The sequence below is a fragment of the Streptomyces mutabilis genome (genome assembly GCF_046628145.1).
GTDB lineage: Bacteria > Actinomycetota > Actinomycetes > Streptomycetales > Streptomycetaceae > Streptomyces > Streptomyces mutabilis.
In genome coordinates this window covers 4,524,387-4,540,156 of record NZ_CP176874.1, presented here as the reverse complement: position 1 = coordinate 4,540,156, position 15,770 = coordinate 4,524,387, and the positions used below count along the sequence as shown (strand labels likewise).

Annotated in this window: 13 protein-coding genes; 4 read left to right on the top strand and 9 right to left on the bottom strand. The window is 72.7% G+C overall.

All coding sequences use genetic code 11. The features are described 5' to 3' along the window. Positions 1-454: 454 nt before the first annotated feature. Together ACLIN4_RS20500 and def are read left to right on the top strand one after the other, a co-directional pair. Entirely contained in the window at positions 455-1,285 is an 831-nt protein-coding gene (locus ACLIN4_RS20500) for a C40 family peptidase (RefSeq protein ID WP_107478272.1), read from the top strand. 147 nt (positions 1,286-1,432) lie between these two features. After that, complete coding sequence (gene def / locus ACLIN4_RS20495) at positions 1,433-2,068, top strand: peptide deformylase (RefSeq protein ID WP_107478271.1); 636 nt, start codon at positions 1,433-1,435, stop codon at positions 2,066-2,068. A 90-nt stretch (positions 2,069-2,158) separates the two neighbouring features. Here def and ACLIN4_RS20490 read toward each other — a convergent pair whose 3' ends face one another. Further along, the gene (locus ACLIN4_RS20490; protein WP_289906961.1) at positions 2,159-3,451 is read right to left on the bottom strand and encodes a geranylgeranyl reductase family protein; all 1,293 of its coding nucleotides are present in this window, start codon (positions 3,449-3,451) and stop codon (positions 2,159-2,161) included. A gap of 97 nt (positions 3,452-3,548) precedes the next feature. Between ACLIN4_RS20490 and ACLIN4_RS20485 the strand changes: the two genes are divergently transcribed. Then, positions 3,549-4,064, top strand: a complete 516-nt coding sequence (locus ACLIN4_RS20485) for a GNAT family N-acetyltransferase (protein WP_100046800.1) — start codon at positions 3,549-3,551, stop codon at positions 4,062-4,064. Positions 4,065-4,131: 67 nt separating this feature from the next. Here the strand turns inward: ACLIN4_RS20485 and ACLIN4_RS20480 are convergent, their stop codons facing one another. From ACLIN4_RS20480 to ACLIN4_RS20465, 4 genes are read right to left on the bottom strand one after another with little or no spacing between them, the layout of a single operon-like run. After that, on the bottom strand, positions 4,132-4,827 hold the full coding sequence (locus ACLIN4_RS20480) for a demethylmenaquinone methyltransferase (protein ID WP_100046801.1): 696 nt from the start codon (positions 4,825-4,827) through the stop codon (positions 4,132-4,134). A 43-nt stretch (positions 4,828-4,870) separates the two neighbouring features. Next, positions 4,871-6,043 (bottom strand): acyltransferase family protein, encoded by a 1,173-nt coding sequence (locus tag ACLIN4_RS20475; RefSeq protein WP_411576097.1) that lies wholly within the window; start codon positions 6,041-6,043, stop codon positions 4,871-4,873. Beyond that, positions 6,043-8,283, bottom strand: a complete 2,241-nt coding sequence (locus ACLIN4_RS20470) for a bifunctional polysaccharide deacetylase/glycosyltransferase family 2 protein (protein ID WP_411576096.1) — start codon at positions 8,281-8,283, stop codon at positions 6,043-6,045. The genes ACLIN4_RS20475 and ACLIN4_RS20470 overlap by 1 nt, the downstream gene beginning before the upstream one ends. A gap of 19 nt (positions 8,284-8,302) precedes the next feature. Further along, entirely contained in the window at positions 8,303-8,746 is a 444-nt protein-coding gene (locus ACLIN4_RS20465) for a hypothetical protein (RefSeq protein ID WP_411576095.1), read from the bottom strand. A gap of 184 nt (positions 8,747-8,930) precedes the next feature. Here ACLIN4_RS20465 and ACLIN4_RS20460 point away from each other — a divergent pair, with 184 nt between their 5' ends. Continuing rightward, entirely contained in the window at positions 8,931-9,953 is a 1,023-nt protein-coding gene (locus ACLIN4_RS20460; protein ID WP_381915108.1) for a chitinase, read from the top strand. A 105-nt stretch (positions 9,954-10,058) separates the two neighbouring features. Here the strand turns inward: ACLIN4_RS20460 and ACLIN4_RS20455 are convergent, their stop codons facing one another. The 4 genes from ACLIN4_RS20455 to ACLIN4_RS20440 all read right to left on the bottom strand — a co-directional run bounded on the left by ACLIN4_RS20455 (position 10,059) and on the right by ACLIN4_RS20440 (position 15,677). Then, on the bottom strand, positions 10,059-10,658 hold the full coding sequence (locus ACLIN4_RS20455; protein ID WP_107476938.1) for a hypothetical protein: 600 nt from the start codon (positions 10,656-10,658) through the stop codon (positions 10,059-10,061). Positions 10,659-10,665: 7 nt separating this feature from the next. After that, complete coding sequence (gene mqnC, locus ACLIN4_RS20450; RefSeq protein ID WP_107476937.1) at positions 10,666-11,865, bottom strand: cyclic dehypoxanthinyl futalosine synthase; 1,200 nt, start codon at positions 11,863-11,865, stop codon at positions 10,666-10,668. A 78-nt stretch (positions 11,866-11,943) separates the two neighbouring features. After that, positions 11,944-12,681: a prepilin peptidase gene (locus tag ACLIN4_RS20445; RefSeq protein WP_307652307.1), complete on the bottom strand. Its 738-nt coding sequence runs from the start codon at positions 12,679-12,681 to the stop codon at positions 11,944-11,946. After that, entirely contained in the window at positions 12,678-15,677 is a 3,000-nt protein-coding gene (locus tag ACLIN4_RS20440; protein ID WP_411576094.1) for a BTAD domain-containing putative transcriptional regulator, read from the bottom strand. The genes ACLIN4_RS20445 and ACLIN4_RS20440 overlap by 4 nt, the downstream gene beginning before the upstream one ends. Positions 15,678-15,770 lie beyond the last annotated feature (93 nt).

The window sequence follows — 15,770 nt, the reverse complement described above, 5'->3', positions numbered from 1 at the left end:
GCATGGCGGGCGTCTCAATATCAAGATGCTTCCCTTGCATGCAAACTGGTGCTGGACGCGATCACTTGATAGAGGACCCGTTCACACATCAGAGGGAGGGCCGGGCGCGATGTGGACACGTGCACGCGTTCACGAGCACCCCGACGGCGACCGCGGGGCTCGGTCGCGCGCCGCGGACGCGGCCGACGAGGCAACCGTTCCGTGACCTGTGCCACATTCATGAGAGGCGGCTGAGAACCGGGCTTGGCCAACTGCTCCAACAAGTGGTAAGCGCGGGGCAATTCGGGCGTAACGATCAAAGACCGTGATCACAGGCTGGTCACGGCCCGCCCGCAATGTCCGTTAGGGCGTCAATACGGGGCGACACGCCCGGGATTCGAGGCTGGATTGAACAACTGTGGCACAGCCCACGTTTCTTGAAGGTATGGAGGAGCTCCTGATACCGGTTGTCCCTATGTCCCACACCGCTCACATACGCAGCCACCGGAAGCCCCGCCGCAGCGCGTCGACCATCGCGATGCGGGCCGGAGTTGCCGGTGGCGTCCTCAGCACCCTGGCAGTGGCCGGGGCGTCGGGTTCGGCCAACGCGGCCGAGCCGGTGACGCAGACCCTCGAACTGCCCACCCTGACGGCCGACCTGGCCGCTCAGGTCGCCCAGTCCGCGGACGTCACGCAGCAGGCGGCCGCGAGCTACGAGCTGCAGGCCGAGCGTGACGCGGCCGCCGCCAAGGCCGCCAAGCAGGCCGAGGCAGACCTCGCCGAGGCCAAGAAGAAGGCCGAGGAGGAGAAGAAGAAGAAGGCCGAGGAGGCCGCGCGCAAGGCGGCCGCCGAGCGCGCCTCCCGCACCGCCGAGCGCGCCACGCTGAGCGCCTCCGTGGACACCGGGTCCTCCGACAGCTCGGGCAGCAGCGTCAGCTCGTCCTCGGCCACCGGTTCGGCCGCCGCGGTCATCGCCTTCGTGCAGGCCCAGGTCGGCGACGCCTACGTCACCGGCGGCACCGGCCCCAACTCCTGGGACTGCTCCGGTCTCGTGCAGGCGGCCTTCAAGCAGGTCAACATCGACCTGCCGCGCGTTTCCCAGTCCCAGTCGACCGCCGGCACCCAGGTGAGCCTCGACAACCTCCAGCCGGGCGACATCCTGTACTGGGGCGGCGCGGGCAGCGCGTACCACGTGGGCGTCTACGTCGGCGACGGTATGTTCGTCGGCGCCCAGAACTCCTCCACCGGCGTCGTCCAGGCACCGCTGTCGTACGACCCGCCGAGCGGCGCGGTGCGGGTGCTGTAACGCCGGCGCACCACGAGCACGAACGACGCGGACACGTCCGCACGCGGGGCCGCAGCCACTCGGGGGCTGCGGCCCCGCGGTCGCTCCTGCCATGCTCGTGGCCGGGCCGGATCTCCACCGGCCCGTCCACGAGCCGAAGGAGAGACCATGCCCAGCGTGTTCGTACAGGGGCGGCCCACCGCCGCCTACCCCCCGCTCGCACCCCAGGCCCGGCGCGGGTCGGTGCGGCGGGTGACCGAGGTCGGCGAAGAGGTGCTGCACAAGCCCTGCCGGGACGTCACCGAGTTCGGGCCCGACCTCGCCGCGCTCATCGACGACATGTTCCGCACGATGTACGTCGCCGACGGCTGCGGCCTGGCGGCCAATCAGGTGGGGGTCGATCTGCGCCTGTTCGTGTACGACTGCCCCGACGACGACGGTGTCCGACATGTCGGGCACATCGTGAACCCGGTACTGGATTCCCTCGACCCGGCCGGGCGCCGGCTGCTGGACGAGGGCGAGGGGTGTCTGTCGGTGCCGGGCGCCGTCATGGCCGTGCCGCGGCCCGACCGGGCCGTCGTGCGGGGCCTCGACAAGGACGGCGAGCCGCTCGTCGTCGAGGGCACCGGCTACTTCGCACGCTGCCTCGCCCACGAGACCGACCACGTGAACGGTCAGGTGTACCTGGACCGGCTCTCCGCGCGCGACCGCAAGCGGGCGCTGCGGCAGTCGGCCGACCGGCGCGACGAGGTGCTCGCGCGCCGGGCGGCCAAGGCCAGGGCCCTCGAGGAGGCCGAGGGCTGATCGGGCCTGCTGCTCAGCCCGGATGCGCAGGCCGCTGCTCAGGCCGGATGCTCAGGCCCGATACTCAGGCCGGCAGCCCAGGCCCGATGCTCACGCCTTCGGCGCGACCTTGCTCAGTCCGTTGATGATGCGGTCCATCGCGTCGCCGCCCGTCGGGTCCGTCAGGTTGGCGAGCATCTTCAGGGTGAACTTCATCAGCAGCGGGTGGGTGAGGCCGCGCTGGGTCGCGATCTGCATGACCTTCGGGTTGCCGATGAGCTTCACGAAGGCGCGGCCCAGCGTGTAGTAGCCGCCGTAGGTGTCCTTGAGGACGCGCGGGTAACGCTGGAGCGCGATCTCCCGCTGGGCCGGCGTGGCCCGCGCGTGGGCCTGGGTGATGACGTCGGCGGCGATCTGGCCGGACTCCATGGCGTAGGCGATGCCCTCGCCATTGAAGGGGTTCACCAGGCCGCCGGCGTCGCCGACGAGCAGCAGGCCCTTGGTGTAGTGGGGCTGGCGGTTGAAGGCCATGGGCAGGGCCGCGCCGCGGATCGGGCCGGTCATGTTGTCGGGGGTGTAGCCCCAGTCCTCCGGCATGGAGGCGCACCAGGCCTTCAGCACCTCGCGCCAGTCCAGCTCCTTGAAGGAGTCCGAGGTGTTCAGCACCCCGAGTCCGACGTTCGAGGTGCCGTCGCCCATGCCGAAGATCCAGCCGTAGCCCGGCAGGAGGCGGTCCTGGGCGCCGCGGCGGTCCCACAGCTCCAGCCAGGACTCCAGGTAGTCGTCGTCGTGGCGGGGCGAGGTGAAGTACGTGCGGACCGCGACGCCCATCGGGCGGTCCTCGCGGCGGTGCAGGCCCATCGCCAGGGACAGCCGCGTGGAGTTGCCGTCGGCGGCCACCACCAGCGGCGCGTGGAAGGTGACCTCGCGCTTGTCCTCGCCCAGCTTGGCGTGGACGCCGGTGATGCGGCCGGTGCGGTCGTCGATGACGGGGGCGCCGACGTTGCAGCGCTCGTGGAGGCGGGCGCCGGCCTTCTGGGCCTGCCGGGCGAGCTGCTCGTCGAAGTCGTCGCGCTTGCGGACGAGTCCGTAGTCGGGGAAGGAGGCGAGATCCGGCCAGTCGAGCTGGAGGCGGGAGCCGCCGCCGATGATGCGCAGGCCCTTGTTGCGCAGCCAGCCGGCCTCCTCCGAGATGTCGATGCCCATGGCCACGAGCTGCTTGACCGCGCGGGGGGTCAGGCCGTCGCCGCAGACCTTCTCCCGGGGGAAGGCGGTCTTCTCCAGGAGCAGGACGTCGAGCCCCGCCTTGGCCAGGTGGTACGCGGTCGTGGAGCCGGCCGGCCCCGCGCCCACGACGATCACGTCGGCGGTGTTCTCGGAGAGTGGCTCAGTCTCGACGGTCACGGCGGGATCTCCCCAAGTTCGAAATCTGCGTGCCGACCGGCACTGGTCATGGGCAGTCTATTCAGCGACACCCACGACCCGGCTGAAGGGCTGCCCAGTGAACCGAGCTCTGCCCGTTGTACGGTTGCGCGTTCCCACGGACGAGGACGCGGTCGCCTGGCACCGGATCTTCGACGATCCGGACGTCATGGAGTTCCACGGCGGGAGGTCCGCGGAGCTGTCCGTCTACGAGGAGCTCACCGCCCGCCAGCGCCGGCACGACGCGGAGCGCGGCTTCTGCCTGTGGACCATGGTGGACGAGGAGGGCACGGTCATCGGCTTCACGGGCGCCCAGCCGTGGCCGCAGGACTGGGGCCCCAAGGGCGAGATCGAGATCGGCTGGCGCCTGGCGCGGGCGTACTGGGGCAAGGGGTACGTCACGGCGGCGGCCCGGCAGACGCTGGAGCGGGTGCGGGCCGCGGGCGTACCGGAGGTGGTCGCCATGGTCGACGCCCGCAACACCCGGTCCATCGCGGTCACGGAGCGGCTGGGCATGCGCCTCGCCGAGGTCTTCACCACCCCGGCCGCGCGGCGGCAGGGGCACTGCTACCGACTCCCGCTGCAAAGCCGGTGACTCACCGCCACCGACGGACCGGACGCGGGAGGGCCCGGCCGGGGAGGGCCGCCGTACTGCGCGGCCCTCAGCTCTCCTTGAACCCGCGGTGCAGCGCCACCACGCCGCCCGTCAGGTTCCGCCACGCCACCCTCGACCAGCCGGCCTTGCCCAGCCGCTCGGCGAGCGCCGGCTGGTCGGGCCAGGCGCGGATGGACTCGGCGAGGTAGACGTACGCGTCGGGGTTGGACGACACCGCGCGGGCCACCGGCGGCAGGGCGCGCATCAGGTACTCGGTGTAGACGGTGCGGAACGGCGTCCAGGTCGGGTGCGAGAACTCGCAGATGACGACCCGGCCGCCGGGCCGCGTCACCCGGTACATCTCGCGCAGCGCGGCGTCCGTGTCCTGCACGTTGCGCAGCCCGAAGGAGATGGTGACCGCGTCGAAGGTGTCGTCACGGAACGGCAGCCGGGTCGCGTCGCCCGCGGTGAACGGCAGCCAGGAATGTCGCTCCTTGCCGACCTGGAGCATGCCGAGGGAGAAGTCGCAGGGGACGACGTAGGCGCCGGTGCGGGCGAAGGGCAGGGAGGAGGTCGCCGTGCCCGCCGCGAGGTCCAGGACCTTCTGCGCGGGGCGGGCGTCGACGGCACGGGCGACCGCCTTGCGCCACGCCCGGTCCTGGCCGAGCGAGAGCACGGCGTTCGTCAGGTCGTACCGTTCCGCGACGTGGTCGAACATCGAGGCGACTTCGTGCGGCTGCTTGTTCAGGGAAGCGCGGGTCACGGGCCCATTGTTGCAGCACGCCTCCCTTCCGGCGCGGACGGGCTCACGGCAGCAGGCGCGGCCTCTTGCGCGCGGCGGCGTCCTCCACCCAGCCGAACAGCAGCACGAACACCGCGACCAGGGCCCAGCCCACCCCCAGCAGGAACCACTGGCTGCCCAGCGGCAGGTGCGCCTCGAAGGCGGGCACCTCCCAGAACCGGTCGATCAGCGGAACGGCCAGCACGAGGGCGAGTTCGTGCCAGAGGTAGATCGTCACCGCGCGGGCGTTGAAGACGGTCACCAGCCGGTCCAGCGGCCGGCACCGGGCGAGCCCCGCGAAGCCGAGCTCGAGCCGCGCCTTGGAGTACATCAGCAGCGTCACGAACCCGGCCGACCAGAATGCCTGGGCGAGCGGGATGTCGTCGAGGTCGTAGGTGCCGTACTCGCCCTGGTGCGCGAAGGCGTACCAGGCACCGCAGGAGAGCGCCGCGAGGGACAGGACGACGACCGCGGCCGGCTTGAGGCGGGCCAGCACGCCGTCGCGGTGCGCGAAGCCGAGCATCCAGCAGAACAGGTACGTCGCCAGGTCCAGCAGTCCGGTCCCGAAGCGGTTCTCCTGCGGCTGCCCGCCGTAGCCGAGCACCACGATCGGGGCCAGGGACAGCAGCAGCACCGGCACCGGGGCGAGCCGGAAGAGCCGCAGCAGCAGCGGTGAGAGCAGGACGAACCACAGGTAGGTCCGCAGGTACCAGAGGATCTCCCAGGCCTGCTCGCCCCACGCGCTGCCCGGCGGGTCGCCGAGCGGCACGATCCAGAAGACGATCTGCCACCCGGGCATCCAGCCGCGCACCAGCATCGCGCCCACCACGAACAGCCCCCAGCACCAGAACGGCGGGAGCAGGCGGCGCAGCCGGCCCCGGATCACCGCCGGGGCCGGCCGACTGCCGAGCGACCTGGCCATCAGGGTGCCGGCCAGGCCGAACATGACCCCCATGGAGGGGAAGACCAGCCCGGCCCAGGGCCAGCCGCAGACGTGGTACGCGACGACCCGGACCAGGGCCAGGGCGCGGAGGACGTCGAAGTAGCGGTCCCGGCCGCCGGCCGCGGGGGCCGGCGGCGCGGCGGGGGACGCCACCTGGGCCGGGAGAGAAGGTGCCCGGCCGGGTGCGGACGGCGCTGTGGCCGACGCGGACGGCGCCCGGTTCGGTACCGGGTCACCCTTGCGGTGCGCCCCCATCACCCGGCCCCCGTCGGCGTCCCCACCTCACCCGTCCGCTTCAGCTTCTGCCAGCGCAGCCGGCCACCGGTGAGGGCGGTGACGCAGGAGTGGATGAGGACGAGGTACATCATCTGCCGGTACGCGAGCTGCTGGAGCGGCATCATCAGCAGGTACCGGTACTTCTCCCGGTCGAGCCGGAAGGCGTACGCCGCGCACAGCAGCTGCACGCCGAGCACCGCCAGCCAGGCGAGCAGCGCCGACCGGAAGCCGACGAAGATCATCGAGTAGACGGTGAAGACGTCGATCAGCGGCGCGAAGACCGGCGTCACGACCTGGAAGAGCACGACGAGCGGCATGCCGACCCGCCCGAAGCGGCCCGAGGGCCCCTTGTCCTTCAGGGAGCCGCGGTGCTTCCACAGCGCCTGCATGGTGCCGTAGGACCAGCGGTAGCGCTGCGACCAGAGCTGCTTCAGCGAGCCCGGTGCCTCCGTCCAGGCCCGCGCGTGCTCCTGGTAGACGACCCGCCATCCGGCGCGGTGCAGGGCGATGGTGATGTCGGTGTCCTCGGCGAGGGTGTCGTCGCTCATGCCGCCGACCTCCAGGACCGCTTGCCGACGGAAGGCACCGATCGCGCCGGGGATGGTCGGCATGCAGCGCAGCAGGTCGTACATGCGCCGGTCGAGGTTGAAGCCCATCACGTACTCGATGTGCTGCCAGGCGCCGATGAGGGTGCGCCGGTTGCCGACCTTGGCGTTGCCCGCCACCGCGCCGACGGACGGGTCGGCGAAGGGCTGCACAAGATGCCGTACGGTGTCCGGCTCGAAGACGGTGTCGCCGTCCATCATCACGACGATGCCGTACCGGGCGTGCCGGACGCCGTTGTCGAGGGCGGCGGGCTTGCCCGCGTTGGCCTGCCGGATCACGCGGACGCCGGGCAGCCCCAGCGACTCTGCGATCTCGGCCGTGCCGTCCGTCGAACCGTCGTCCACGACGATGATCTCGATCGGATGGGTGCTGCGCGCCAGCGACCGGAGCGTGTTGGCGATGCACTCCTTCTCGTTGTACGCCGGGACGACCACGCTCACCGGGCCGGTGACGGGCGGCCCCCAGCTGAAACGGCGTCTGTTGCGCTGTCTGTGGTGGCGGCGGGCGAGGATCAGCATCATCCCGAACCGCCCCATGACGGCCACGCCCACGACCATGAGGCCGACCGAGAGCGCGGGCACCGTCCACTCGGCGACGGCGACGGCCGCGATGAGCGCCTTGCCCTCGTAGAGGGTGGTGCCGGTGGCCTTGTGGTGGGCGGCCTGGAGGCCGCCGTCGGTGCCGGAGGCCTGCGCCGGGGCCGCGGGCCCGTCGGTGGGCTGCTGCTCGGCCATGGCGCCGCTGATGGTGGTGAAGGTGTAGCCCTTCGCCTTCATCTTCTCGATGTACTCGGGCAGCGCCTCGATCGTCTGCGCACGGTCACCGCCCGCGTCGTGGAAGAGGACGGAGGCGCCCTCGCCGTCCTCCGGCGTCGCCCACTCGACGATCTTCGAGACGCCGGGCTGCTTCCAGTCGTCGCTGTCGGTGTCGATGAAGACGCTGGTGTAGCCCTCCTCGCCGAGCTTCTCGTAGACGGGCCAGCTGTAGTTGTCGATGGCGTCGGTCTCGGAGGAGTACGGCGCCCGGAACAGCGTCGTGGTGATGCCGGCCGCGCCCGCGAGGGCGAGCTGCGTCTGCTCGATCTCGCGCGTGACGCGGGAGTCGCTCTGGTAGGAGAGGTCGACGTGGGTGAAGGTGTGGACGCCCACCTCGTTGCCCTGCTCGACCAGGTCCTGAACGATGTCCGGGTAGCGCGAGACCATCGACCCGACCAGGAAGAACGTGCCGGGCACGTCGTACTCCTCGAGGATCTCCAGCACCTTGGGCGTCCAGGTGGGGTCCGGGCCGTCGTCGAAGGTCAGGGCGATCGTCTTGTCCGGGACGGAGAGGGTGGTGGCCTGCCCGCCGGGGAAGGTGAGGATCGGCCCGCCGTCGAGAACTTCGTCGGGGACGTCGCTCGCGCTGGCGCCGGTGCGTACGCGCTGGTCGCCGCCGACCTCCGCGCGCAGGTAGCCGTCGAGGAGCATCACGCAGGTCAGGGCGAGCAGGAGCAGCAGCGCGAGGAGCACCCGCGGCCGTTGCAGCGCGGCGGCGCGGCCTGCGGCCCGCTCGATGCGGGAGGGGGCGCGGCGGCGGCCCCGTGCGGGCGGGGAGGGGGGTGTGGGCGTGGTCATGGAGGTGGGGGTGTCCCGGTCAGTCGGTGGTGGCGGCGCTGGAGGCGGTGGCGGCGCTCGATGTGGCGGCTGCGCTGGAGGTGGCAGAGGGGGTGGCGGCGCCGGAGGGTGCGGTGGGCGCACCGGAGGGCGGCGCGCCCGTGGGCATGACGCCGCCCTGCGGGCCCGCGCCACCACCGCCGGGGCGGGGGCCGCCGCCGTTCTGCCCGCCCCCGAAGGGCAGCAGCGAGGACGGGCTCACCGAGGTGCCGATCCCCATGAAGGCCAGGCCCAGTACGGCCGCGTAGCCGACGCAGACCGCCCCGACCAGGAGACCCACCCGGCGCAGCAGCCGTGCGCGGCGTCCGGAGGTGTCGACGAACACGGGCCCCTCCGCGGACCCGCTGCCGCGTTTGCGGCGCCGGCCGCGCGCGGGCTTCTCACCGAGGGCGGCACGGGAATCGAAGGCAGGCTCGGAATGCATTCCCCGGACGCTAGGGAGCTTTGCCTGCCGCGAACTCGGACCGCGTTATGAGATCCCGGTGAAAAGCGCCGCAGCCTGTCCGCTCCCTGTGAGACGGCGGGAACCCGGCCCCTTTTCTCAGGAATTACCCAGCGACCCGTGGCAGGTTCACTCGTCCGACGACGAGAACGGGAGCGTGCTGCACATGAGGGCTTACCGGAAGGCGGCGGCCGGGTGCGCCCTGCTGTTCGCCCTGGCCACCGCGGGATGCGCCGGACCGGACGGCGGCACCGGCGACACGAACGGCACGGAGGACCGGGCCACCGCGGCACCGTCCGGGTCGTCCACACCGGTCACCGCCTACGCCCCCTACGTCAGCGCCACCACCGCCTCCGCCGACGACTCGGCGGGCTCCCCCGCGACGTACAACCTGGCGTTCGTCATCTCCTCCGGCGACGACTGCGTCCCGCGCTGGAACGGTGACCAGGACATCGACGACACCTCCGTCGCCTCGCGCATCGCGAAACTGAAGGAGTCCGGCGCCACCGTCCGCGTCTCCTTCGGCGGCGCCTCCGGCACGGAGCTGGCGGCTGCCTGCGCCAGCGCCTCCGACCTGGCGGACGCGTACGGCGCGGCCCTGGACGCGGCCGGTGCCACGCGGGCGGACTTCGACGTCGAGGGCGACGACCTGACCGACACGGACTCCGTCGCCCTGCGCTCGGAGGCGATCGCGCTGCTCCAGGAGGAACGCGACGGCCTGGAGGTCTCCTTCACCCTCCCGGTGATGCCCTCGGGCCTGGACTCCGACTCCCTGGCGCTGCTGGACTCCGCCAACGACCACGCCGTACAGGTCTCCGCGGTCAACCTCATGACCATGAACTACGGGGAGTCCTACGACGGCGACATGGGCGACTACGCCCTCGCCTCGGCGAAGGCCGCGCACGCGCAGCTCACGGAGGTCTTCGGCACCTCGGACGCGGACGCCTGGCGGGGCATGGCGCTCACCTCGATGCTCGGCGTCAACGACGTCGCCGGCGAGACCTTCACCCTCGCGGACGCGGCGGAGGTCCGCGCGTTCGCCGAGGAGAAGGGCATCGCCTGGGTGTCGGTGTGGGCCGCCTTCCGGGACAGGCAGTGCGCCGAGGACGCGTCGGCCGCCGACGCGCTCACCACGTGCAGCGGCGTGGAGCAGGAGGACGGGGCGTTCGGGGCGGCGTTCGGCGCGTAGGCCCGTCGCACGTTCGGCGCGTAGGTCTGTCGGGCGTTTCGGCGCGTAGGCCCGTCGGACGTTCGGCGCGTAGGCCCGTCGGACGAGCCCCGTGGGACCGCGCGCTCAGCGCCCCCGGTACACCAGACGACCGCCCACGACGGTGGCCACGCACGTGGACGCGCCGTCCCGCACGAGCGCGCCCCGGTCGGGCACGTCGAACACCGCGAACCGGGCGGGCTTCCCGGCGGCGAGCGCGGGAAGCAGCACCAGCGGGACCGGCGAGAAGGACGCGGGCCCGGGCAAGGTGGCCGGACGCGCCGCCACGGCGAGCCCCGCCCCGCGCACCGCGTCCAGCGCCGCGCGACTGCGCAGCTCACCGGCGACGGCGACCGTCCCGTGCGCCAGCATGCGCTGTACCCCTCGGCGTGCGCTGGCGCCCCGCGCTGACGGGTTCGCGCCGAGGAGTGCGAGCGCGCGCTCCCCGAAGATCGGCTCGGTGCCCAGCCGGTCCGCTTCGCGCGGGTCGGGGTGGTACGCCTGCTCCAGCAGTTCCGGCCCGTACACGTTGAGCAGTCCGGGCGTCAGGATGCCGGGCCACCGGCGCACCCGCGCCCGCGGGTGGTCGGCGACGAGTGCCTCGTACGGGCCGACGGCGGCGAGATGCGCGCCGTCGACCACGACGGCCGTCTCGGGCGAGGCTTCACAGGCGTGGATCGTGAGCACGACGGCCTCAGTTGGGGGCGAGCAGCTTCAGCTCGGGGTGGGCCGTGCCGCCCTCGATGGCGGTGGACGAGATGTGCGAGACGACGCGCTCGTCGACGGGGTCGTTCGCCGGGTCATCGTGCACGACGAGGTGCTCGTACGTCGTGGCCCGCTGCGCCGGGACGCGCCCCGCCTTGCGGATCAGGTCGATGATCTCCAGCCGGTTGGACCGGTGCTTGGCGCCCGCGGAGGAGACGACGTTCTCCTCCAGCATGATCGAGCCGAGGTCGTCGGCGCCGTAGTGCAGGGAGAGCTGGCCGACCTCCTTGCCGGTGGTCAGCCAGGAACCCTGGATGTGGGCGACGTTGTCGAGGAAGATCCGGGCGATGGCGATCATCCGCAGGTACTCGAAGAGCGTGGCCTGCGTACGGCCCTTCAGGTGGTTGTTCTCGGGCTGGTAGGTGTACGGGATGAAGGCGCGGAAGCCGCCGGTGCGGTCCTGCACGTCCCGGATCATGCGCAGGTGCTCGATGCGCTCGGCGTTGGTCTCGCCGGTGCCCATGAGCATGGTCGACGTCGACTCGACACCCAGGTTGTGGGCGATCTCCATGATCTCCAGCCACCGCTCGCCGGACTCCTTGAGCGGCGCGATGGCCTTGCGCGGACGCTCGGGCAGCAGCTCCGCCCCGGCCCCGGCGAAGGAGTCGAGCCCGGCGGCGTGGATGCGCTGGATCGCCTCCTCGACCGACACCTTCGAGATCCGCGCCATGTGCTCGACCTCGCTCGCCCCCAGGCTGTGGATGACCAGCTCGGGGAACTCCTTCTTGATGGCGGCGAAGTGCTTCTCGTAGTACTCGACGCCGTAGTCCGGGTGGTGGCCGCCCTGGAACATGATCTGGGTGCCGCCCAGCTCGACCGTCTCCGCGCAGCGGCGCAGGATGTCGTCGAGGTCGCGGCTCCAGCCCTTCTTGGTGTCCTTGGGGGCCGCGTAGAAGGCGCAGAACTTGCACGCCGTGACGCACACGTTCGTGTAGTTGATGTTGCGCTCGATGATGTACGTCGCGATGTGCTCGGTACCGGCGTACTTGCGCCTGCGCACGGCGTCGGCGGCGGCGCCCAGCGCGTGCAGCGGGGCGTCGCGGTAGAGGTCGAGCGCCTCTTCGGGGGTGATCCGCCCACCGGCGGCGGCGCGGTCGAGGATGGGCTGAAGGTCGGCCTTCTCGGTCACCGGCGTCCCTTTCGCAAGGTTCGTAAGGGTTGTGGACGGACCAGGCCAGCCTACGCCAGCCCTTTGCGGCGCTGATCCTCAGGCCGCGTAGGCGCCGGCGAGCACGCCGAGGAAGGCGCCCGCGATCAGGAACGGCCCGAACGGGATGGCCGTCTTGCGCCCCGCCCGGCGGGCGACGACGAGGGCGCCGCCGTAGAGCGCGCCGAGCAGGAACCCGGCGAAGGTGCCGAGCATGACCGTCGGCCAGCCGTACCAGCCGAGGACGGCCCCGGCGGTGAGGGCCAGCTTCACGTCGCCGAAGCCCATGCCGGCCGGGTTGATGAGGAACAGCACGCCGTAGCCGCCGCCGAGGGCGAGGGCGCCCAGCAGGGCGGTCGTCCACTCCCCCGCGTGCTCGGGCACGAGCGCGGTGACGCCGAGGAGGACGAGGGCGGCACCGGCGAGCGGCAGGGTGAGGGGGTCGGGCAGCCTGCGTACCCGCAGGTCGACGACGGCGAGCAGTACGCCCGCCGGTGCGAGCAGCAGCCAGACCGCCAGCTCCGGACGGGTCCCGGTGGCGGCGGCGAGGGCGGCGCAGACGAGGGCGGTGACGGTGGCGAGGGATGCGGTACGGGGGCCGTACGACGCCTCGCCGGTCGCGCACCGCGCGCACCGGGCCCGGCCGAGCCAGCCCGGGACCTCGTGCTCGTGCGGACACCGGTCGCGCCACGCCTCCCCCGAGGGGGCGGAGAACCGGTACGCGGCCCGCGGCAGCAGCGCCCCCGTCACCGCGCCCCAGAGCGCGGCGACGAGGACGACCGCGAGATCGACGCTCATCCGGCGGCGGCGACGCCCTCGCGCCAGGTCGGCAGCAGTTCGTCCAGCAGCGCCTCGGTGCGCGGCGGCACACCGCGCGCCCCGCTGCGGCCGACGAGGTCGGAGGCGAGGGCGTGGAGCCGGTCGGTGTCACCGGTGGTGTGTGTGGCGCGCAGCAGCTCGTGCCACAGGCGCTCGTCGGCGGGGGCGGTGCGCAGGGCCGCGTTCAGCGCCTCGATGGCCTTCTCCGCGCGGTTCTTCTCCAGGTGGAACTCGGAGAGCGCGAGGCCGGTGTCCGCGACGAGCAGCGGGAGCTGTGCGTCGATGATCTCGTGGGTGAGCCAGCGGTAGCGGCCCTCGGGCCGGTCGGCGAGCAGCGGTCCGCGCACCAGCACCAGCGCGTCGGTGAGCAGCCGCCCGCGCACCTGCCGGCTGCCGACGCCCCGCCCCTGCGTGGCCTCGTAGTAGAGGGAGCGCAGTACGTCGAGGTCGGAGACGACGGACTTGGCGAGTGTGAGCCGTCCGGTGGCGTCGGTGCTGAGCCGCGGGGTGCCGTCGGGGTCGGTGCCGAGCCAGGCCCGCAGCCGCTCCAGCAGCGCGTCGCGCACGTCCGCCGTCACGCCGCGCGGCCACAGCGCGGAGGACAGCACGCGCGGGTGGACGCCCTCGCGGTGCAGCAGCAGCAGCGCGAGCGCCTCGTGGAGCAGGGCGCTGCGCTCGCCGTCGGGCGCGTCCAGGCCGATGATCTCGTACGACCCGACGAGGCGGGCGTACACCGCGGGCCGCCCCTGCTCGCTGATGTCGACGAGGAAGGGCGGGGTGTTGGCCGTCCCGGACGCACCGCCGGGCCCGCCGGACCCACCCGGTCCGTGCTCCGGGTCGGCGGCCGTGAACAGCTCGACGACGGCCCGCTGCTGGGCGGCCGGCAGCGTCTGGGCCTCCAGCTCCAGTCCCAGCAGCGGCGCGAGCAGCTTGCCCTCGCCGGTGATCTGCATCTCCCAGGCGGCGCCCGGGAGGTCGGTGCCCTCGGTGCCGACGAGGTAGCCGATGCCGAGCCGACCGGCGTCGGCGGCGAGTTCGGCGAGGCGGAGGGCGTCCTCGTCGGAGGGCTGGGTCGCGAGCAGGACCAGGTGCGGGGCCCAACGCGTGTGCTGGGCGGGCCCGGTGCGGCCGGTGAGCACGGAGTCGTGCCCGGCGGCGCCGAGTGCGCCGCGCCGCTGCCGGGTCTCGGCCGACATGGTCTCGAAGAGGTCCTCGAACCCGTCGAGGTGCCGGATGCGGTTGGGGGCGAGCGGCGTGAGGTCGTCCCCGAACCCGACGAGCGTGATGGTCATGCGGTCCGACCAGCCGTTGGTGGCCAGTTCGGCGGCGACCGACGCGAACACGGCGGTCCGGTCGGCCTCGCTGCCGCCGAGCGAGACGATGCCGGGCACCGACTCCAGGTTCAGCAGGAGCCGGGAGTCGTCCATGGTGCCGAGGCTGACCAGCCCGGGGTACGGCGCGGCGGTGTCGACGTCCTCGTACCGCTCGGCGTCGGCGCGGGCCAGCAGCCAGAAGGTCTGGTCCTGCCCGAGCTGCCAGGGTGCCGGCGGCTTTCCGGCGGGCTGGGCGAGCTGGAGGTGCAGGTCGCCGTTGCCGCCCATCCAGGCCGCGTACACGACGGGCAACGGCCGCGACTCGGCGGCGAGTGCGGCGGCGAGCCCGCGCAGCGCCCGGTCCAGCAGGCGTACGCCCTCGGGGTCGGCGCCGACGAGCAGCGCGTCCTGCACGTCCTGGGCGTCACCGGTGGGCGTGGGCGGCTCCATGCCGCGCCGCCCGCCGACGCTGCCGAGCGCCGACTGCCACAGCGCCTGCCGGCGCCGGCGGCCGAGGGCGCCGAGGAGACCGGCGGCGAGGAGGGGGGCGGCGAGGAGTGCCTCGGGGAGACCGAAGGAGTGGTCCGCCGCCGCGGGGGTGGCGGCGTGGTCCTGGCCGGTGCTGGGGGCGGGAGTGGCGGGAGCGGCGGGCGCGGGTCGCTGCTCGGGAAGGGAGACCTGGGCGTTGTCGCCGCCGCCTCCGTGGGCGCCGGAACCGCCACCGCCCTGTGCGTGGTCGCCGGTCCGGGCGTAGTCGCTGATTTGCTGCTGCACCTGCTCGGAGACGTTCGGCGCCTCGTCGGGCATCTCGACCAGCTCGCCGCCGCGGGCGTCGCCGGGCATCTCCATGATCCAGCCGGGCCGGATGAGGCTGGCCTCGGACAGCTTGGACCCGTCCGGCTGCACGCGGTCCTTGTTGAGCTCGAAGATCTCCTTGTACCGGCGCCCGTCGCCGAGGTGCCGGTCGGCGATCTCCCAGAGGGAGTCGTGGTGACGGCCCTCGGGAGGCTGGATCCGGTAGTACTTCGTGTCGCCGTGCGCGGCCGAGCCGCCGTCGGCGCGGGCGGCGGCCTGACCGGCCTGCTCGGCGAGGGCGCTCGCCGTCCCGGCGGCCTGCTCCTGCTGCTGCGCGAAGATCCCCGGCGTCTGCTGCGCCGCCGCCACGGAGGGCTTCTGGTTCCCCTCCATGCTCTGCCCGAGCTGCGACAGCCCCGGCGTGAGGCTGGCCGCGGTGGCGCCGACGAGCAGCAGCGCGGCGACGAGCTGCCGGGCCAGCAGCTGACTGGGCCCGGCCCCCGGCACCCGCCCCGGCACGCCGACGCCGGACAGCGCGGCCTTGACCTCGACGAGCACGCAGGCGGTGAACTGCGCCCAGGCGAACCAGACGACGACGGTCAGGATGTGCAGGAAGGTCTGGACGGTGATCTCACGCTGCAACCAGTCGAGGCTGGGCGCCCCGTCGGGCAGCGGCCAGCCGATCTGCGTGGCCAGCGCGAGGGGCACCCCGACGACCAGCACGAGCAGCACGACGAAGGCGAGGAACGCCTTGACGAAGTCCCCGAACGACCGCCGCCGCACCCGCACCGGCTGCGGTGTCCGGTTCCTCGGTGCCGCCGAGGGAGCCGTCGAGCTTGATGAGCTTGAGGTGCGGCGTCGCGGCATGGGCGGAGTCCTGGGTCGTGGGCCGTGTCGGAGAAGGGCGGCGGGAGCGTCCGGTATGAGGGATGTGCTGAGCCTACAGAGATCTTATGGACT